Origin of the sequence: Agrococcus jejuensis, assembly GCF_900099705.1 — a bacterium.
Classification (GTDB): Bacteria; Actinomycetota; Actinomycetes; order Actinomycetales; family Microbacteriaceae; genus Agrococcus; species Agrococcus jejuensis.
Window position 1 is genome coordinate 2,791,700 of sequence record NZ_LT629695.1, and the last position, 17,980, is coordinate 2,809,679.

Genomic DNA, 17,980 nt, shown 5'->3' on the forward strand with positions numbered 1-17,980 from the left:
AATGGAGCGAATTCGGATAGGGTGTGCGCATGAGCACGACGGAGCCCCTCGGCAGGCGCGAGCGCAAGAAGGCAGCCACCCGCAAGGCGATCTCCGACATGGCGACGCTCATGTTCATGGAGCACGGCTTCGACGCCGTGAGCGTCAAGCAGGTCGCCGACGCGGCCGACGTGTCGCCGACGACGGTCTTCGCGCACTTCCCGCAGAAGGAGGCGCTCGTCTTCGACGAGGACGACGAGCAGCGCGAGCAGCTCGTGACCGCCGTGCGCGAGCGCGAGCCGGGCACGAGCATCCACGACGCCCTGCGCGCCTTCTACGACCGCGAGATCCGCATCAACCTCGACGAGCACCGCGACGAGGGCACGAAGCGGTTCCTCGCGCTGCTCGACGAGACGCCCGCGCTGCGCGACTACGGCGCGCGCATGTGGCTGCGGCACGAGGACGCGCTCGCCGACGTCATCGCCGACGAGCTGGGGGCGGATGCGCCGAGCCCCGCCGTGCGCGTGTACGCACGCTTCGTGCTGCAGATGCAGACGCTCGTCTCGGCCGCCGACGATCCGCTCGCGGTGCTCGCCGCCGGCTTCGACCTGCTCGCGCCGGGCTGGGCGGCCGTCGAGGGCTGACGGTCAGCGAGGGCGCTTCGCCGCCACCTCGGCGGCCTGCAGCGCGAGCGCGTCGTCGAGCGGCGCGAGCTCGCCCGAGTCGCCGCGGCGCTCGAGCGCGCGGCGCAGCAGCTCGTCGGCGAACCGCGGCGACTTCGCGAGCACGGGCCCGTGCAGGTACGTGCCGAACACGTTGCCCTGCACGCATCCCTCGGTCGAGTCCTGCCCGTCGTTCCCGCGGCCGGGCACCGTGCGCGCGAGGGGCGTCGCGGCGGAGCCGAGCGTCGTGAGGCCCGAGTGGTTCTCGTAGCCCACGAGGCGACCCCAGTCGGAGTCGACGGCGTGGTTGCCGATGAGGCGCGTGTCCGAGCCGTTCGTCACGACGTCGAGCACGCCGACGCCGGCGATGCGCGCGCCGCCGATGGTGTTGAACTCGTGGCCGAGCAGCTGGTACGCGCCGCAGATCGCGAGCATGACGACGCCGTCGTCGGCCGCCGCGCGCAGGTCGGCGCCGCGGCGCTGGAAGTCCTCGCCGATCTCGCCCTGCGCCGCATCCTGGCCGCCACCGCCGAGGATGAGGTCGACATCGGTCGGCAGCGCATCGCCGACGCCCACGGGCACGATCTCGACGGGCAGGTCGCGCCACTCGAGGCGCTTGCGCAGCACCACGACGTTGCCGGTGTCGCCGTAGATGTTCATCTCGTGCGGGTACAGGTGCACGATGCGCAGCGGCGTCATGCGCGCACCTCCTTCGCGCGGGCGACGAGGTGCCGGTGCAGGCCCCACATCGCGGTGTAGGTCGAGAAGATCAGCAGGCGCTCGCCCGGGGCCGTCGCGGCGAGCGCGCGGTCGACGGCCGGCGCGAGGGCGGCGTCGACCGCGGCAGCCTCGACGCCGTCGTAGCGCAGGCGCACGGCCATGTCGGCGGCGCGCACGCCGGCGGTCGACACGGGCACGCCATCGGCAAGGCCCGTGAAGTCGACGTCCCACAGCCACGACACGTCGCGGCCGTCGGCGTCGTCGTCGTTGATGACGATGCAGATGCGCGCCGGGTCCTCGACGCGGGCGGCGGCGAGCGACTGGCGGAAGCCGGCCGGGTTCTTCACGAGGTGCAGCGACACGTCGCGCCCGTCGATCTCGAACGACTGGCCGCGCCCGAAGGCGGGCTCGACGGCGCGCAGGCCGCGGAAGATCTCGTCGGGCGTGAGGTCGAACGTGCTCGCGATCGCCGCGGCGGCCGTGGCGTTCTGCGCGTTGTGGGCGCCGGATGCGCGCAGCGGGAAGGTCTGCTGCGTCTCGCCGATGCGGATGGTCGTGGCCTGCGCATCCCACGCCACGAGCTCGGCGGCGGCGCCGTCGGAGGCGCGGGCTGCGCGCGAGGCGCCGCCGTAGAGCTCCTCGTCGGTGGGGAAGAGGTGCCGCAGCTCCTCGGCGACCTGGTACCAGACGGGCTCGGCGTCGATCGTGCCTGCGATGGCCGCGATGCGGGCGTCGTCGCGGTTGAGGCCGACGGCGACGGTCGCGGCGCTCGCGACCTTCTGCAGCAGTCGCGCGGTGTGGTCGATCTCGCCGAAGCGGTCGAGCTGGTCGCGCATGACGTTGAGCAGCAGCACGCGCTCGGGCTCGTACCGCTCGACAAAGCGCACGGCGTGGGCCTCGTCGAGCTCGAAGACGGCGACGTCGGCGTCGAGCCGGCCGGTCCACGTCGACGACGAGACGGCGGCGCCGATCGTGCCGCGCACGAAGTTCGAGCCCGTGTCGTTCGTGAGCACGCGGAACCGCTCGGCGAGGATCGCGGCGACCATCTTCGTCGTCGTCGTCTTGCCGTTCGTGCCCGACACGACGACGACGCCGTGCGGCAGCGCGGCGAGGGTCTTCGCGAGGTACTGCGGGAACAGCCGCTCGACGACGAGGCCGGGCAGCGCGTTGCCGCTGCGGCCCAGCAGTCGGAGGCCCGCGAGGGCGAGCTTGCCGGTCACCACGGGGAGCATCGCCATGGTGCTCGAGTCTACGAGGGCTCGGCGGGGTCTCCTGCGGCGCTCGGCTGCGCGTCGCGTGCCCGATGCAGCGCCGGCACGACCGCGAAGGCTGCGACGAGCGTCGCGGCACCGGCGAGCAAGGCGTGGTCGAGGTAGACGACGCCCTGCGCGAGCCCGATGACGAGCACGGCCGCGGCGTTGACGACGACGCCGATGGCGCACGCGACGAGCACCGCGACGCGACCCGGCCGTGGCCGACCGCGCCGGGCGCGCATGCCGAGCACGACGAGCGCGACGATCCACGCGCCGAGGCCGACGTCCATGAAGAGGAACAGCAGGCGCGCGCCCTCGAGGAACCCGGCGAGGCGGTCGTCGAGCACCACGGCATGCCACGCGGTGAGCAGCACGAGCGCCCCGACGATCGTGAGCACGACGTCGAGCGCGAGCGTGGTCGCGTGCCGCCGCGTCATGCCGGCGGCGTCGCTCGGAGAGGTCGCCATGGATGCCGAGTCTACGAACGCACGCTCGTCGTCCCGCCGTTGACGATGTGCGTTTTGCAGGCGATCCGGGGTGGCAGAGGGGTATCTTCCCTCCGACCCCCACGATCGCCTGCAAAACGCACATCGTCGACGCGCGCACTGCCCACATGGACGGCAGATGACCGGCAGGTGACCGGGCGGATTCGCGCTCGCGCGTGGGGAAGGATGGGCACGTGAGCAGCCCGAGCATCCCCGACGCGTTCCTCGCCTCGCACCTCGCGGCACCCGAGCGCACGCTCGCCGACGTCGTCGCGGCGACGGCCGAGGCGCATCCCGACGCGCTCGCGCTCGACAACGGCTCCGAGCAGCTCACGTACGCCGAGCTCGTCGACGCGGCGCAGGCGTTCGCCGACCGGCTCGCCGAGCAGGGCGTGGGCCGCGGCGACCGCGTGGGCATCCGCATCTCGTCGGGCACGACCGACCTGTACGTCGCGATCCTCGGCACGCTGCTCGGCGGCGCCGCCTACGTGCCGGTGGATGCCGACGACCCCGACGAGCGCGCCGCGACCGTCTTCGGCGAGGCGGCCGTGCAGGCCGTCGCGGCGACGGGCCTCGAGGTCGCGCTCACCGAGCACGCGCGCGGCGACGGTCCGCGCGACGTCGCGCCCCCGACGCCCGACGACGACGCGTGGATCATCTTCACCTCCGGCTCGACGGGCACGCCGAAGGGCGTCGCGGTGACGCACCGCTCGGCGGCCGCGTTCGTCGACGCCGAGTCGCGCCTCTTCCTGCAGCACGAGCCCATCGGTCCGCACGACCGCGTCATGGCGGGCCTCTCGGTCGCGTTCGACGCGTCGTGCGAGGAGATGTGGCTCGCGTGGGCGCACGGCGCGTGCCTCGTGCCCGCGCCGCGCTCGCTCGTGCGGTCGGGGGTCGACGTGGCGCCGTGGCTCGTCGCGAACGGCCTCACGATCGTGTCGACGGTGCCGACGCTCGTGTCGCTGTGGCCCATCCAGTCGCTGGATGCGGTGCGCATGGTCATCCTCGGCGGCGAGGCCCTGCCGCCCGAGCTCGGCCAGCGTCTGCAGCGCCCCGGTCGCGAGGTGTGGAACACGTACGGCCCCACCGAGGCGACCGTCGTCGCGTGCGCTGCGCTCGTCGACGGCACGGATCCCGTGCGCATCGGCCTGCCGCTCGACGGCTGGGACCTCGCGGTCGTGGATGCCGACGGCCAGCCCGTCGGGGTGGGGGAGACGGGCGAGCTCGTCATCGGCGGCGTCGGCCTCGCCCGCTACCTCGACGCCGCGAAGGACGCCGAGAAGTACGCGCCCATGCCCACGCTCGGCTGGCAGCGCGCGTACCGCTCGGGCGACGTCGTGCGCAACGACCCCGCGGGCCTCGTGTTCGGCGGCCGCGCCGACGACCAGATCAAGCTCGGCGGCCGCCGCATCGAGCTGGGCGAGATCGACGGCCAGCTGCTGCGCGTGCCCGGCGTCGTCGGTGCTGCCGCGGCGGTGCGCTCGACGTCGGTCGGCAGCCAGGTGCTCGTCGGCTACGTCACGGTCGACGAGACGTACGACGCCGGCGTCGCCATGACGCTGCTGCGCGAGCGCATGCCGGCCGCGCTCGTGCCGCGCCTCGCGATCGTCGACGACCTGCCCACGCGCACGTCGGGCAAGGTCGACCGGGATGCGCTGCCCTGGCCGCTGCCGTCGGCCGCCGCCGCGCACGACGGCTGGAGCGAGACGCAGACCTGGATCGCCGCCATCTGGCGCGACGTGCTCGCCGCCGACCCCGAGCGGCTCGCCGCCGACTTCTTCGACCTCGGCGGCGGCTCGCTCACCGCCGCCCAGGCCGTGGGCCGCATCCGCGAGCGCCACCCGGAGGTCGTCGTCGGCGACCTGTACCAGCACTCCACGGTCGGCGACCTCGCGGGCCACCTCGACTCGCTCGGCGCCTCCGCCGCGCGCACGAACGCCGAGACCCACCCCATCCGCCCGCGCACGCAGGTGGCGCAGGCGCTCGCCGCCTACCCGCTGCACGCGCTCGCCGGCGCGCGGTGGATCGCGTGGCTGCTGCTCGCGAGCGCGCTGCTGCATCCGCTCGCCGCCTGGCTGCCCGCGCCGCCGTGGCCGCTCGTCGTCGTGCTGGTCGCCGTGTTCGTCGCCCCGCCCGGGCGCATGCTGCTCGCCGCGTCGATCATCCGCGTCGCGCTGCGCGGCGTCACGCCCGGCACGTACCCGCGCGGCGGTCGCGTGCACCTGCGCATCTGGCTCGCCGAGCAGGTGCAGTCGCAGCTCGCCGCGACGTCGCTCGCGGGCGCCGCGTTCATGCCCTGGTACGCGCGCCTGCTGGGCGCGAGCGTCGGCCGCGACGTGCAGCTGCACGCGCTGCCGCCCGTCACGGGTCTCCTGCGCCTCGCGCGCGGCGCCTCCGTCGAGTCGGAGGTCGACCTCTCGGGCACGTGGATCGACGGCGACGTCGTGCACGTCGGTGCCGTGCGCATCGGGCGGGATGCGCGCATCGGCGCCCGCTCGACGCTCGGCCCCGGCGCGCGCGTCGCGGCCGGTGCGGAGGTCGCGCCCGGCTCGTTCGTCGGCGACCGCGTGAAGCCCGGCGCGCTCGTGTCGGGCTCGCCCGCGGTGCGCGTGGGCAAGGCGCGTGGCGCGTGGGAGGGCCGGCACGCGCCCGGGCCGCGCCGCTGGGCCGCGATCTATGCGCTCTCGGGCGTGCTCGTCGCCGGGCTGCCGTGGATCGCCGCCGCGATCGGCGCACTCGTGGCGCTGCCGGCGCTGCTCGACGCCGAGTCCGCCGCGGATGCCGTGCTCGCCGCGGCGCCGTGGCTGCCCGTCGCCGCGGTCGTCGGCTACGTCGCGCTCATGCTGCTCGTGCTCGTGATCGTGCGGCTCGCGGCGCTCGCGATCCGCCAGGGTCCCGTGCCCGTGCGCTCGGCGGCGGGCCTCGCCGCATGGCTCACCGTGCGCGTGCTCGACGACGCCCGCGCGTGGCTCTACCCGCTCTACGCGGGCGCGCTCACGCCGTGGTGGCTGCGCGCGCTCGGCGCGAAGGTCGGCCGCGGCGTCGAGGCCTCGACCGTCGTGATGATCCCGTCGCTCACCGAGATCGGCGACGAGGTCTTCCTCGCCGACGACACGCTCGTGGGCGGCTACGAGCTCACGGGCGGCTGGCTGCGCGCCGAGCGCGTCAAGGTCGGCAAGCGCGCCTTCCTCGGCAACTCGGGCATGGCGGCGCCCGGCCGCCGCATCCCCAAGGCGTCCCTCGTGGCCGTGCTCTCGGCGGCGCCGCAGCGCGGCACGGCGAAGGCCGGCTCGTCGTGGATCGGCAGCCCGCCGACGCAGCTGCGCCGCACGGCCGACGAGGTGGATGCGAGCCGCACCTACGCGCCGTCGACGCGCCTCAAGGTGCTGCGGGGCCTCGTCGAGACCGGCCGCGTCGTGCCGATGCTGCTCGCCGTCGCGCTGCCGTTCGGCGCCGCTGCCGCCCTGATCGCGCTCCTCGGCGACGCGTGGACGTGGGCCGGATTCGTCGCCGCCGCGCTCGTCGCCCCGCTGCTGCTCATGGCCGTCGGCATCGTCTCGGCGCTCGTCGCCGTCGCCGCGAAGTGGGCGCTGGTCGGCCGCATCCGCGAGGGCGAGCATCCGCTGTGGAGCGGCTTCGTGTGGCGCAACGAGCTCGCCGACACCTTCCTCGAGCTGCTCGCCGCCCGCTGGTTCGCGGGTGCTGCATCCGGCACCGTCGCCATGGTCGTGTGGCTGCGCATGCTCGGCGTGCGCGTGGGCCGCGGCGTGTGGTGCGACACGTACTGGCTGCCCGAGGCCGACCTCGTCGTGCTCGGCGACGGTGCGACCGTCAACGCAGGCTGCGTCGTGCAGACGCACCTCTTCCACGACCGCGTGCTGTCGCTCGGCACCGTCACGATCGACGCGGGCGCGACGCTCGGGCCGAACTCCGTCATCCTGCCCGCCGCCACCCTGGGCCGCCATGCGACCGTCGGCCCCGCATCCCTCGTGATGCGCGGCGAGCTCGTGCCGAGCCGCACGCGCTGGCTCGGCAACCCCATAGGTCCCTGGGAGGACTGAGACGTGGGCATGATGGAGGGGATGCTGCACCACGCCGACCCGTACATGCCGGGCCACGGCGACCTCTCGTACGACGTCGAGCACGCGAGCGTCGACCTCGACTACCGGCCGTCGTCGAACCTGCTCGAGGGCTCGGCGACGCTCACGATCGTCGCGGCCGAGGCCGTGCGGCGCATCCGCCTCGACCTCGCGCACCTGCGGGTCAGCAGGGTGCTCGTCGACGGCGCTCGCGCGAAGCACAGCCACGTGACCACGCACCTCACCGTGACGCTGCCCGCGCCCGTCGACGCCGGCGCGCGCCTGACGGTGCAGGTCGACTACCGCGGCAACCCACGACCGCTGCGGATGCGCGCGTTCGGCGAGGCCGGATGGGAGGAGCTCGAGGACGGCGTCATCGTCGCCGCCCAGCCCCACGGCGCGCCCACGTGGATGCCCTGCAACGACCGCGCCTCGTCGAAGGCGACGTACGACCTGTCGGTGAAGGTGCCGTCGGAGTACGCCGTCGCCTGCTCGGGCGAGCAGACCGGCGTCGAGCGGCGCGGCGCATCCCGCACCTTCCGCTTCGCGCAGCGCGCGCCCATGGCGTCGTACCTCGCGACCGTGCAGATCGGCCGCTACCAGGAGGTGCGGCAGCAGTCGTCGGTGCCGATGCGCGTGCTGCGGCCCACGGGCATGACCGGCGCCGCGTACGAGGCGTCGTTCGGCCTGCAGCCGCAGATGATGGCGTGCTTCGAGCACGAGTTCGGGCAGTACCCGTTCGACGACTACACGACGGTCGTCACCGACGACGAGCTCGAGATCCCGCTCGAGTCGCAGAGCCTGTCGACCTTCGGCCGCAACTTCTGCCGCCCTGAGTGGGATGCCGTGCGGCTCATCGCGCACGAGCTCGCGCACCAGTGGTTCGGCAACGCCGTGACGGCGCGCACGTGGCGCGACATCTGGCTGCACGAGGGCTTCGCCTGCTACTCGGAGTGGGTGTGGTCGGAGGCTGCCGGCGGGCTCACGATCGACGAGCAGGCCGCGCTGCACCACGCGCGCCTCACGGGGCTGCCGCAGGACCTCGTGCTCTCCGACCCCGGCGCCGCCGACATGTTCGACGACCGCGTCTACAAGCGCGGCGCCCTCACGCTCGTGGCCCTGCGCCGCACGATCGGCGCCGACGCCATGCGCACCCTGCTGCACGCGTGGGTCGACGAGCACTCGGGCGGCACGGTCGAGACGGCCGACCTCGTCGCGCTCGCGTCGCGGGTCTCCGGGCAGGACGTCGCGCCGCTGCTGCGCGCCTGGCTCGACGAGCCGGCGCTGCCGGCGCTCCCGCCCGTCGCGGGCTGACGGCTCTCGGCGCCCCTGGGGATTGCGTTTCGCAGGCGATTCCGGGTCTTGAGGGGAATGTTCCCTTGAGAGGCGGAATCGCCTGCACAACGCAACGGCTCGGGATGCGGTCGGTTGCGTTTCGCAGGCGATCACGGGTGGCAGAGGGGTATCTTCCCTCCGCCCACCCTGATCGCCTGCGATACGCGAGCCTCGGAGCGCGTCAGGACGTCGCGCGGCCCGTGCAGACCGCCGCCACGTAGCCTGCGGGGGCCGGGATGCGGTGCACCGCGAAGTCGGCGACGCGGATGCTCGCGGGGTCGGTGCGCAGGCCGGTGCCGAGGTGCTTGAGGATCGCCTCCTTCGCGACCCACGCCCACAGCGGCTCGAGGTCGGCCTCGGAGGGGTGCAGCACGACGGCGGCCTCCACCAGCGCATCCGCAGGCTCGACGTCGACGCCGAGCGCCGCCGCACCGGGACGGGTCGCGACCACGAGGTGCGCCCCGGCGCGCGACGCCGACGCCGCCACCGGCGCGCCCGCGACGCGCGCCCACGGCCGCCCGTGGTCCGAGCCGCCGCAGCGCGGGCACACGTGGCCCGCGGCATCCGCATCCGTGGCGAGCAGCGCATCCACCGTCGCGACCGACGACGGCAGCCACGCCACCGCGACGTCGTCGGGCAGCGACGCCCGCGCGGTCACGCCGAGGGCTCGGGGAACGTCAGCGGCTGCCACGACGCGCGCAGCCAGTCGAGGTCGCCGGGGAAGCCGGTCACGCGGGCGAGCAGGCGCCCGAGGCGCTCCTCGTCGAGCGGGCCGTCGGCCTCCTCGGGCAGGGGAGCACCCGTCTCGTCGGCCAGCGCGCCCTGGCTCCACACGATGCGGCGCTGCGCGCCCGGCACGTCGAGCTGGAAGAGCCACGTGTCGCTCGTCGAGCCGAACAGGGCCGTCGCGACGGGGTGGCCGATGCCGCTCGCGACGCGCTCGCCGAGGTCGATCCACGCGTAGCCGGCGTCGAGCAGCACCGTGTGCGCGTCGTGCTGCAGCGCCGAGAGCTCGGCGCGCGACGACGTCGCGACGTCGCCCGGGATGGGCATGCCGGTGGGCCGGTAGCCGAGCGGCGCGAGGTCGGCGACGCGCGCACCTCGCACGACCATCACCGCCACGTTCACGCCCACGGCGCCGACGGTAGCAGCGGCGTCGCCGCGCTCGCTGGGCGTGCTGCGAGCCGCGTCAGGACGCGAGGCCGACGATGCCCGTCACGAGCACCGCGATGCCCGACAGCAGCGAGAACACGATCACGGCGCGGCGGGCCATCGCCTGGTCGATGCGCGCCGCGATGCGCTCGCCCGCGAGCACGCCCACGAGCACGGGAGCGATCGCGACGAGCCACATCCACCACTCCCACGGCGGCGCGCCGCCGGGTGCGACGAGCTGCCGCGAGACGACGGTCGAGAGGCTCAGCAGGATCCAGAACGGCTGCATCGTCGCGGCGAAGACGCGGTGGTCCCACTTCGACAGGATCGCGAACATGCCGATGACGGGCGCGCCGAGGCCGACCGACGAGTTCAGCGCACCGACGAGCGCGCCCGACGCCATGCGCAGCGGCGGCCCGTCGAGCGACCGCTCGGTCTTCGCGAAGCCCGCCGACACGACCACGCCGACGAGCGCGAGCACGCCCACGGCGACCTTGAGCGCATCCGCATCCGACGCCTGCGCCAGCAGGATGCCGGGGATCGTGAGCGCGATGGCCGGCAGCACGAGCCAGACGAGGCCGCGCCAGTCGATGTCGCGCCACACGCGGCCGATGATCATCGCGCACGCGACGATGCCGAACACGTTGACGACGAGCACGGCCTCGACGGGGCCGACCGCGAGCACCATCGTCGGCGTGACGACGAGGCCGAAGCCCATGCCGACGGTGCGCTGCGCGAGCGCCCCGATCGCGAGGGCGACGAGCGCGACGACGAACGACCACTCCACGGGCGGCTCAGCCCAGGTCCGCGGCGATGGCGCGGGCCGCGTCGGCGGATGCGGCGCCCAGAGCGTCGAGGTCGGCGGCGCCGACGGTGACCACGCCCACGGCGGCGCGCGGCGGCAGCGGATGCCGGATGGGCGCGGCGACCCCCGAGAGCCCCGGCACGACCTCGTCGGTGCTCGTCGCGTAGCCGCGCTCGGCGGCGATCGCGACCTCGGCGCGCATGGCGTCGTCGTGCCCGAGCGCAGCCCACTCGCGCGCCGACAGCAGCGTCTGCAGCGCGATGCCGGGCGCGCCGAGCGCGAGCGGATGCCGCGTGCCGGGCCGCTGCGCCACCGACGCGCGGGCGCCGCGCGACTCGACGCTCACGAGCGTCACGACGTCGTCGCCGTCCTGCACCGCGACGAACGCCGTGCATCCCGTCGTCTGCGCCAGCGCCGTGAGGTGGGGGAGCGCAGCGCCGCGCAGGTCGCGGTCGACGGACTGCGCGAGCACCGCGAGCTGCGCGCCGAGCTCGAGCCGGCCGCCCGCATTCCGCACCACGAGCCGGTGCGCCTCGAGCGTGCGCACGATGCGGTAGGCGATCGAGCGGTGCACGCCGAGCTCGTCGGCGAGCTGCTGGATGGTCAGCGGCGACTGCTCGGCGAGGATCTCGAGCGCGCGGATGCCGCGCGACAGGGTCTGGGCTCCTGCGAGCTGCTCGGCCACGAATCCTCCGTCGGTCGTCCTGCTCGAGCATAGGTCGCGACGTTCACATGGCGAACGTCGGCGCGTGGTCGTGTGGCGCCGCGTCGGCCTGCCGCCGAGTGGTCACTTTCGTGCGATGAGTGGTCACTTCCTGCCGCCGAGTGGTCACTTGCGTGCGATGAGTGGTCACCTGATGCCGCGACACGCCGCGCGAAGCGGCAGGAAGCGACCCCTCCTCGGGTCACGAGGCGGGCAGGAGCCGCTCCACGAGCGCATCCATCGCGGCGTCGACGGGGATCGTCGGGTCGATGGAGGTCGTGAGCCGGTCGAGCATGAGCCCGTCGACCGCGTAGTGCAGCAGCGCGATCTCGAACGCGCCGCCCGGCAGGCCGGCCGCCTCGTTGAACGCGACGTCGCCTGCGAATCCCTCGCGCATCCATGCCCCGAGCGTCTCGGCGACCTCGGGGCGTCGCGCGGCCTCGAGCCGCAGCTCGAGCAGCGCGAGCGTGATGTCGCGGGATGCGGTGAGCCTTGTGACGATCTCGCGGATGTGCGCGGCGAAGCGCTCTCGGTCGGGCACGCGCGCGGCGAGCTCGGCCTGCACGGCGGCGTCGGGAGCGAGGCGCTCGCCGATGCGCGCGACGAGCAGCGCCACGAGGTCGGCGCGCGTGCGGCAGTAGTTGGAGGTCGTGCCGGCGGGCACGCCGGCCTCGGCATCGACGGCGCGGTGGGTGAGGCCGCGCGCGCCCTCGCGAGCGAGGATCGCCAGCCCGGCGTCGCCGAGCGCGCGGCGACGGTCGTCGTTGCGTGCCATGGCGAGAGGCTAGCGCATCCACGACATCTGTCGTAGTCTCATCGCAACCACGACAGCCATAGTGAATGGAGCGACCATGCGCGAGCTCACCTACTGCGTCGCTACGAGCCTCGACGGCTGCATCGCCGCGCCCGACGGGTCGTTCGACGCCTTCCCGATCGAGGGCGACCACATGCACGTGCTCATGCACGAGTTCACCGACACGATTCCGGCGCACGTGCAGCGAGCGGTGGGCGTCGAGGCCGACGCGTCGCGCTTCGACACCGTCGTCATGGGCTGGCGCACGCTCACGCCGGCGCTCGACGTCGGCATCGCGAGCCCGTATCCGCATCTGCGGCAGATCGTCGCGACCCGCCAGGAGCGCGAGGTGGATGCGGCGATCGCGCTGACCGCGGATCCCGTCGCGACCGTGCGCGCGCTCAAGCGCGAGTCAGGCGCCGGCATCTGGCTCGCGGGCGGCGGTGAGCTCGCGGGTGCGCTGCTGCCCGAGATCGATCGACTGGTGCTCAAGGTGAACCCGCTCGCGTTCGGCTCGGGCATCCGCCTCTTCGGCGACGCGGGCTACGACCCCACGGCGTTCGTGCGCACCGCGGTGCGCTCCTTCGACTCGGGTGTCACGATCCTCGAGCTCGAGCGCCGCCGCTGAGCGAGAGGCCACTTCCGTGCCGGGGAGTGGTCACTTCCTGACGGCAGTGGTCACTTCCTGCCGCGACACGCCGCGCACAGCGGCAGGAAGTGACCCCTCATGCGTTCGGAAGTGACCAGTCGGCGGCAGGAAGTGGCCAATCGGCGAGCCGTCACACCGTCAGCACCGACCCCGGCTCCACCACGTGGTGCGTGCCGCCGCCCTGCTCGACGGCCCAGCGGATGCGGTCGTTCGCCATCTGCCTGCCGAAGTCGGAGATCGGCTGCTCGTGCGTCGCGAACGTGGCGCGCGGCGCGACCTCGAGCACGAAGTCCATCGCCTCGCCGATCTTCAGCCACGGTGCACCGCACGGCGTCGCGAGCAGCGCGACGGGCCGATCGGGCACCGCGTACGAGTCGCCCGGGTAGTAGAGGGCGTCGTCGACCATGACGCCGACGTTGTCGACGAGTGGGATCGACGAGTGGATCTCGGCGTGCGTGCCGCCGAAGAACCGCAGCGCGAACGACCCGAGCGTGCGCTCGTCGCCCGCATCCACGACGTCGACGTCGAAGTCGGATGCGGCCGCCGCGACCCCCGCGGGGCCCACGATCGGCACGCCCCCGGAGGCGTCGAGCAGCCGCCGGAGGTGCTCGGGCGTCCAGTGGTCGGCGTGCTCGTGCGTCAGCACGATGCCCACGAGGCCGTCGACGTCGAAGTCGGGCGTCAGCACGCCCGGGTCGACCACGAGGGTCTCGGCACCCTTGCGGATCGTGAGGCAGGCGTGCACGTGCTTCGTGATCTCCATGATCGTCACGCTACGCCTGCGTGGGGTGGGCATCCAGCGGTCGCAGCCATGCTCCGTGCATGACCTACGACCCGCTGCGGATCCCGACCCCGACCGATCTCGCGACCGACGGTCCGGTGCCCGACCATCCCTTCGATCGATCGACGCTGCACTGCCCGGTCTACGGTGCGCAGCGCTTCCGCTGGAACCGCATGCAGCAGTTCCTCGACGACCAGCGCTTCACGGAGTTCGAGCTCGCCGCGCAGCGCCTGTCGTTCGAGCTCGCGATCTGCACGCACTGCCGCCACGTCATGTGGTTCGAGGCGTCGTGGCATCCGGGCACATAGGCTCGCCCCGTGCTCGTCGTCGTCGCCTCCAATCCGCAGGCTCGCTTCGGCCGCTCCGGCCCCGTGGGGGAGCGCGTCGTGCAGGCGCTGCGCGCCGCCGGCCACGAGGTCGTGCACCGCACGGCCCCCGACTTCGCCGCGCTGCAGCGAGCGGCGCGCGCCGCGGCGCAGCGGGCGGATGCGCTCGTCGTCGTGGGCGGCGACGGCATGGTGCACCTGGGCGTGAACGCGGTCGGCGGATCGTCGACGCCGCTCGCGATCGTGCCGGCGGGCAGCGGCAACGACTTCGCGACCGAGATCGGCATGCCGGGCGTCGAGGAGGCCATCGCGGGCCTGCCCGCGCTGCTCGAGACCGAGCCGGCGCGCTGCGACCTCATCCGCATCCGCCACCCCGACGGGGAGGCGTTCGCAGCCGGGATCGTGTCGGTGGGCTTCGACGCCGACGTCAACGTGCGCTCGTTCCGCATGACGCGCGTGCCGGCGCGGCTGCGGTACCAGGCGGCGATCCTCGCGACGCTCGCGAGCCTCACGCACCGCACGTTCCGCATCCGCATCGACGGCGGCGAGGAGCGCACGTGGCGCACGGTGATCGCGGCGATCGCGAACCATCGCGTGTTCGGCGGCGGCATCCCGATCGCGCCGACGGCGTCGACGGTCGACGGGCGCCTCACGGGCATCCTCGCCGACGAGCTCTCGCGGCCGCAGTTCCTCGCGCTGCTCGCGAAGGCGCTCAAGGGACGCCACCTCGCCGACCCGCGCGTGCACGTCGAGGACATCGGCACCGTGACGATCGCGAGCGACGACGCGACGGTGCTCGCATGCGCCGACGGCGAGATCGTGGGGCGCCTGCCCATCGAGTGCAGCGTCGCCGTGGGAGCGCTGCGAGTGTTCGGCACGCCTCGCTGAGGGCGTTCGACGGGTGTGCGAGACCCCCGGGATTCCGGGGCGACACGCCGTGCTGACCGGCGAGCATGCCTCGTTTTGCATCGCGGGTCAGGCGTGTGGCATCCTTGTCAGGTTGCAATGCGGCCCCATCGTATAGCGGCCTAGTACGTCGCCCTCTCACGGCGGTAACGCGGGTTCGAATCCCGCTGGGGTCACCAACATCCACGAAGGCCCGGGCTCCCATGCCCGGGCCTTCGTCATGTCCGGGATGCGCGTGCTCGAGGCGCGCGTCGGCCGACATAGGTCGCGCATGGGATGCCCCGTCACGATGACCCTCGGCCCGCTTCCGGGCCCCGAGAGGAGACCCTCATGCAGTGCCCCACCGACGGCGCGACGCTGGTCATGAGCGAGCGCAGCGGCATCGAGATCGACTACTGCCCCGACTGCCGGGGCATCTGGCTCGACCGCGGCGAGCTCGACAAGCTCATCGAGCGCTCGTACGGCGAGCCCGAGCAGCCGGCGGACTCGTGGCAGCAGCGCCAGAGCCAGCAGCAGTGGCCCGGCCAGCCGGTCATGGGCGGCCAGCAGGGCTACGGGCAGCAGCAGGGCTACGGCCAGCAGGGCGCGGGCCAGAGCGGCACCGCCGCGATGGTGGGCAAGGTCGCCGATCAGGTCATGAGGCAGGTGCAGAAGCGCTCCGGCGGCCAGCAGCACGGCTACGGCCAGCAGCAGGGGCGCCGTAGCTGGCTCGGCGACATCCTGCGCTGACCCGCCGTCAGCAGCGTTGAGGGTTTCGGCCCGATGTGACCTCGCATCGGGCCGAAACCCTCAACTGCGTCAGGGGCGGGCCAGCGCGGCGCCCTCGCCGATCGCCGCGAGCTTCGCCCACGCGATCTCGGGATGCACGCGGCCGCCGAGCCCGCAGTCGGTCGAGGCGACGACGCGCTCGGGGCCGACGATCGCCGCGAGCCGCTCGATGCGGTCGGCGACGAGCTGCGGATGCTCCACCACGTTCGTCGCGTGGCTCACGACGCCCGGCAGCAGCCGCACGTGGTCGGGCAGCGACACGCGCTCCCACACGCGCCACTCGTGCTCGTGCCGCACGTTCGCCGCCTCGAACGAGATGGCGCCCGCGCCGATCTCGAGCACCTGGTCGACGATGTGCTCGAGCCCGAGGTCGGTGACGTGCGGCCCGTGCCACGATCCCCAGCACACGTGCAGCCGCACGCGCTCGGGCGGGATGCCGCGCAGCGCGTGCCGCAGCGCATCCACGCGCACCTGCAGCCACGCGCGGTAGTCGTCGACCGACGGCTCGGGCGAGATCTGATCCCAGCTCTCGGCGAGCGACGGGTCGTCGACCTGCACGGTGAGGCCGGCGTCGACGATCGCGAGGTACTCCTCGCGCAGCACGTCGGCCCACGCCCACACGTGCTCCTCGTCGGTCGCGTAGTGGTCGTTGGCGACGCGCGCGCCGGAGCCGGGGGAGAGCGCCGTGAGGAAGCCGTCCTCGACGCCCGCCGCATCGACCGCGGCGCGCAGCGCGCGCGCATCCGCAGCGACGGCCTCCTGCCCGACGTACGAGAGCGCGCCCGTCGTCGCGGGGAACTGCACTGCGCGACGGCCGGCGAGCACGCCGTCGGCGTCGCCGTACGCGCCGGGGAACAGCACGCGGTCGCGGCGATGCGGGAACGACGTCAGGCGGATGCGGCCCGGCTCGCTCTCGACGTGCGCCGACCGGTACACGTCGTCGTCGGTGAGCGAGAGCCCTGCGACGCGCTGGAACGCGTACGACCACCATGCGCCGTAGTCGACGGCCGTCGACATGGCCTTGCCGTACTCGCCGTCGTTCACGAGGCGGATGCCGGCGTCGCGCTGCCGCACGACGACGTCGGCGACGGCTGCGGCGACGAGGGCGTCGTGCTCGTCGGAGCGCTCGAGCGTGAAGCCGTCGTCGGCGACGCGCCGCGCGGCGTTCGCGGCGAGCAGAGCGGGCGTGCGCGGGAGCGAGCCCGCGTGGGTCGTGAGGATGTCGGCCATCGTCGCCAGCCTCGCACCGGCGCCGCGCAGCGCGCCAGCGTGCGACGCCGCGTGACGGCGGCGGTCAGCGGCGCTGCGGCACGACGCGGCCGGCCGTGCCCGCTGCGACGGCGTTCGCGAGCGCGGCGATGCCCGGCTGCATGCCGACGGCCCCGAAGGCGAGCCCCTTGGACGCCACGATCCGTCGGTGGCGGTGGGAGAGGTCGCCCACGAGGGCGCTCGCGTCGACGTCGAGCCGAAGCACCTCGCTGCGACCGGCGCCCGTGATGCGAGCGCCGTGCACCGCCGACCACGGCACCTGCACGCGGCCGACGGGCAGCTGCATCCGCATGCCGGACCCGTCGGCGACGACGCGCTCGCCGATCGACCGCAGCACGCCCCACTGGTACGCCGTGAGCGCCAGGAACGCCGCCACGAGCACGACGAGCACGATCGACAGCGCCGCCATGCCGACGGCGATGCCGACCGCCGCCCCTGTGGGCGACGCGAGCGACTGCCCGACGAGCACGCCGGCACCGACGACGACGAGCGACACGAGCACGACGGGCACGACCATCACGATCACGAGCGGTCGGTAGACCCGGTCGATCGCGGCGCGGTCGGTCGTGATGACGAGAGGAGCGGCCTCGGATGCGTGCACGAGCCGATCGTCGCGCATCCTGGCTGGGAGCGTCAGGCTCCGGGCGTCTCGCCCGACGACCCTGCCGCGGCGTTCGCCATCCCGCGACGCGTCGGCGGCACCGCATCCGCCGGGATCATCTTCGCCACCTGCATGCGATCGATCACCGCGAGGGCGACGGCCGACAGGATGAACGTCAGGTGGATGATCACCTGCCAGAACGCGCCCTCCGACGTGATGCCCTGCGCCTCGCCGTCGACCATGGGTCCGACCTCGATGAAGGTGCGCAGCAGGTGGATCGACGAGATGCCGATGATCGCCATCGCGAGCTTCACCTTGAGGATGTTCGCGTTGACGTGGCTGAGCCACTCGGGCTCGTCGGGGTGCTCGCGCAGGTCGATCTTCGACACGAACGTCTCGTAGCCGCCGATGATCACCATGATGAGGAGGTTCGCCACCATCGCCACGTCGATGAGGCCCAGCACCGAGAGCATGATCGTGGCCTCGTCGATGTGGCCCGTCTCGAGCAGCTCGTGCCACGTCTCGTCGACGACGAGGTGGTAGAGGTCCACGACGAACACGACGACGTACACGAGCTGCGCGATGACGAGGCCCGCGTAGATCGGCGCCTGCAGCCATCGGCTCGCGAAGATGAACCGCGCGATGGTGCGCGCGAACGGCTTGTCGTTGTAGCGGATCGGGGTGCCGTCGGACACGGATGCTCCTGGATGCGTC

Annotated in this window: 19 protein-coding genes and 1 tRNA gene; 8 read left to right on the forward strand and 12 right to left on the reverse strand. The window is 73.5% G+C overall.

The window, feature by feature from the left end; all coding sequences use genetic code 11:
* Positions 1-29: 29 nt before the first annotated feature.
* Positions 30-623: a TetR/AcrR family transcriptional regulator gene (locus BLQ67_RS13165; protein ID WP_092505762.1), complete on the forward strand. Its 594-nt coding sequence runs from the start codon at positions 30-32 to the stop codon at positions 621-623.
* A gap of 3 nt (positions 624-626) precedes the next feature.
* Here the strand turns inward: BLQ67_RS13165 and BLQ67_RS13170 are convergent, their stop codons facing one another.
* The 3 genes from BLQ67_RS13170 to BLQ67_RS13180 are packed head-to-tail and all read right to left on the reverse strand — an operon-like array spanning position 627 to position 3,081.
* Positions 627-1,340, reverse strand: a complete 714-nt coding sequence (locus BLQ67_RS13170) for a type 1 glutamine amidotransferase (RefSeq protein ID WP_092505764.1) — start codon at positions 1,338-1,340, stop codon at positions 627-629.
* The gene (locus BLQ67_RS13175; protein ID WP_092505765.1) at positions 1,337-2,599 is read right to left on the reverse strand and encodes a DUF1727 domain-containing protein; all 1,263 of its coding nucleotides are present in this window, start codon (positions 2,597-2,599) and stop codon (positions 1,337-1,339) included. The genes BLQ67_RS13170 and BLQ67_RS13175 overlap by 4 nt, the downstream gene beginning before the upstream one ends.
* Before the next feature lie 11 nt (positions 2,600-2,610).
* Positions 2,611-3,081: a hypothetical protein gene (locus BLQ67_RS13180; protein ID WP_092505767.1), complete on the reverse strand. Its 471-nt coding sequence runs from the start codon at positions 3,079-3,081 to the stop codon at positions 2,611-2,613.
* A gap of 212 nt (positions 3,082-3,293) precedes the next feature.
* On the opposite strand from BLQ67_RS13180, the gene BLQ67_RS13185 reads away from it, so the two are divergent.
* Entirely contained in the window at positions 3,294-7,160 is a 3,867-nt protein-coding gene (locus tag BLQ67_RS13185; RefSeq protein ID WP_172802333.1) for a Pls/PosA family non-ribosomal peptide synthetase, read from the forward strand.
* A gap of 9 nt (positions 7,161-7,169) precedes the next feature.
* The gene (locus BLQ67_RS13190) at positions 7,170-8,492 is read left to right on the forward strand and encodes a M1 family metallopeptidase (RefSeq protein ID WP_231945249.1); all 1,323 of its coding nucleotides are present in this window, start codon (positions 7,170-7,172) and stop codon (positions 8,490-8,492) included.
* Between the two features lie 202 nt (positions 8,493-8,694).
* Here the strand turns inward: BLQ67_RS13190 and BLQ67_RS13195 are convergent, their stop codons facing one another.
* The 5 genes from BLQ67_RS13195 to BLQ67_RS13215 form a co-directional block, all read right to left on the reverse strand.
* Positions 8,695-9,171 carry a 4'-phosphopantetheinyl transferase superfamily protein gene (locus BLQ67_RS13195; protein WP_092505773.1) on the reverse strand — a complete coding sequence of 159 codons (477 nt, stop codon included), beginning with the start codon at positions 9,169-9,171 and terminating at the stop codon, positions 8,695-8,697.
* Positions 9,168-9,647, reverse strand: coding sequence for a hypothetical protein (locus BLQ67_RS13200; protein ID WP_092505775.1), 480 nt, complete (start codon positions 9,645-9,647; stop codon positions 9,168-9,170). Before BLQ67_RS13200 ends, BLQ67_RS13195 begins: the two co-directional genes overlap by 4 nt.
* 55 nt (positions 9,648-9,702) lie before the next feature.
* Positions 9,703-10,452 (reverse strand): sulfite exporter TauE/SafE family protein, encoded by a 750-nt coding sequence (locus tag BLQ67_RS13205; protein WP_092505777.1) that lies wholly within the window; start codon positions 10,450-10,452, stop codon positions 9,703-9,705.
* A 7-nt stretch (positions 10,453-10,459) separates the two neighbouring features.
* Positions 10,460-11,155 carry an IclR family transcriptional regulator gene (locus tag BLQ67_RS13210; RefSeq protein WP_092505779.1) on the reverse strand — a complete coding sequence of 232 codons (696 nt, stop codon included), beginning with the start codon at positions 11,153-11,155 and terminating at the stop codon, positions 10,460-10,462.
* A gap of 220 nt (positions 11,156-11,375) precedes the next feature.
* A complete protein-coding gene (locus tag BLQ67_RS13215; RefSeq protein ID WP_092505781.1) occupies positions 11,376-11,948 on the reverse strand; it encodes a TetR/AcrR family transcriptional regulator in 573 nt (190 codons plus the stop codon).
* Between the two features lie 76 nt (positions 11,949-12,024).
* On the opposite strand from BLQ67_RS13215, the gene BLQ67_RS13220 reads away from it, so the two are divergent.
* Complete coding sequence (locus tag BLQ67_RS13220) at positions 12,025-12,594, forward strand: dihydrofolate reductase family protein (RefSeq protein WP_092505783.1); 570 nt, start codon at positions 12,025-12,027, stop codon at positions 12,592-12,594.
* A gap of 151 nt (positions 12,595-12,745) precedes the next feature.
* Here BLQ67_RS13220 and BLQ67_RS13225 read toward each other — a convergent pair whose 3' ends face one another.
* Positions 12,746-13,378: an MBL fold metallo-hydrolase gene (locus tag BLQ67_RS13225; protein ID WP_092505785.1), complete on the reverse strand. Its 633-nt coding sequence runs from the start codon at positions 13,376-13,378 to the stop codon at positions 12,746-12,748.
* Between the two features lie 59 nt (positions 13,379-13,437).
* Here BLQ67_RS13225 and BLQ67_RS13230 point away from each other — a divergent pair, with 59 nt between their 5' ends.
* From BLQ67_RS13230 to BLQ67_RS16905, 4 genes are all read left to right on the forward strand, one after another.
* Positions 13,438-13,704 (forward strand): hypothetical protein, encoded by a 267-nt coding sequence (locus BLQ67_RS13230; protein ID WP_092505787.1) that lies wholly within the window; start codon positions 13,438-13,440, stop codon positions 13,702-13,704.
* Between the two features lie 9 nt (positions 13,705-13,713).
* Positions 13,714-14,610 (forward strand): diacylglycerol/lipid kinase family protein, encoded by an 897-nt coding sequence (locus BLQ67_RS13235; RefSeq protein ID WP_092505789.1) that lies wholly within the window; start codon positions 13,714-13,716, stop codon positions 14,608-14,610.
* Between the two features lie 121 nt (positions 14,611-14,731).
* A tRNA-Glu gene (locus tag BLQ67_RS13240) sits at positions 14,732-14,807 on the forward strand.
* Positions 14,808-14,958: 151 nt separating this feature from the next.
* Complete coding sequence (locus tag BLQ67_RS16905) at positions 14,959-15,357, forward strand: TFIIB-type zinc ribbon-containing protein (RefSeq protein ID WP_092505791.1); 399 nt, start codon at positions 14,959-14,961, stop codon at positions 15,355-15,357.
* A gap of 69 nt (positions 15,358-15,426) precedes the next feature.
* On the opposite strand, the gene BLQ67_RS13250 is transcribed toward BLQ67_RS16905, so the two are convergent.
* The 3 genes from BLQ67_RS13250 to BLQ67_RS13260 all read right to left on the reverse strand — a co-directional run bounded on the left by BLQ67_RS13250 (position 15,427) and on the right by BLQ67_RS13260 (position 17,961).
* Positions 15,427-16,626 (reverse strand): cobalamin-independent methionine synthase II family protein, encoded by a 1,200-nt coding sequence (locus BLQ67_RS13250; protein WP_092505793.1) that lies wholly within the window; start codon positions 16,624-16,626, stop codon positions 15,427-15,429.
* Between the two features lie 64 nt (positions 16,627-16,690).
* Entirely contained in the window at positions 16,691-17,266 is a 576-nt protein-coding gene (locus BLQ67_RS13255; protein WP_092505795.1) for a PH domain-containing protein, read from the reverse strand.
* A gap of 32 nt (positions 17,267-17,298) precedes the next feature.
* Positions 17,299-17,961, reverse strand: a complete 663-nt coding sequence (locus tag BLQ67_RS13260) for a TIGR00645 family protein (protein WP_231945056.1) — start codon at positions 17,959-17,961, stop codon at positions 17,299-17,301.
* Positions 17,962-17,980: the final 19 nt, after the last annotated feature.

What these genes read in the sequence shown, in the direction of transcription:
- BLQ67_RS13250 (WP_092505793.1), bottom strand. Translation starts at nt 16,626, where the DNA reads ATGGCCGACATCCTCACGACCCACGCGGGCTCGCTCCCGCGCACGCCC.
- BLQ67_RS13180 (WP_092505767.1), bottom strand. Translation starts at nt 3,081, where the DNA reads ATGGCGACCTCTCCGAGCGACGCCGCCGGCATGACGCGGCGGCACGCG.
- BLQ67_RS13230 (WP_092505787.1), top strand. Translation starts at nt 13,438, where the DNA reads ATGACCTACGACCCGCTGCGGATCCCGACCCCGACCGATCTCGCGACC.
- BLQ67_RS13170 (WP_092505764.1), bottom strand. Translation starts at nt 1,340, where the DNA reads ATGACGCCGCTGCGCATCGTGCACCTGTACCCGCACGAGATGAACATC.
- BLQ67_RS13190 (WP_231945249.1), top strand. Translation starts at nt 7,170, where the DNA reads ATGATGGAGGGGATGCTGCACCACGCCGACCCGTACATGCCGGGCCAC.
- BLQ67_RS13175 (WP_092505765.1), bottom strand. Translation starts at nt 2,599, where the DNA reads ATGGCGATGCTCCCCGTGGTGACCGGCAAGCTCGCCCTCGCGGGCCTC.
- BLQ67_RS13215 (WP_092505781.1), bottom strand. Translation starts at nt 11,948, where the DNA reads ATGGCACGCAACGACGACCGTCGCCGCGCGCTCGGCGACGCCGGGCTG.
- BLQ67_RS13225 (WP_092505785.1), bottom strand. Translation starts at nt 13,378, where the DNA reads ATGGAGATCACGAAGCACGTGCACGCCTGCCTCACGATCCGCAAGGGT.
- BLQ67_RS13165 (WP_092505762.1), top strand. Translation starts at nt 30, where the DNA reads ATGAGCACGACGGAGCCCCTCGGCAGGCGCGAGCGCAAGAAGGCAGCC.
- BLQ67_RS13220 (WP_092505783.1), top strand. Translation starts at nt 12,025, where the DNA reads ATGCGCGAGCTCACCTACTGCGTCGCTACGAGCCTCGACGGCTGCATC.
- BLQ67_RS16905 (WP_092505791.1), top strand. Translation starts at nt 14,959, where the DNA reads ATGCAGTGCCCCACCGACGGCGCGACGCTGGTCATGAGCGAGCGCAGC.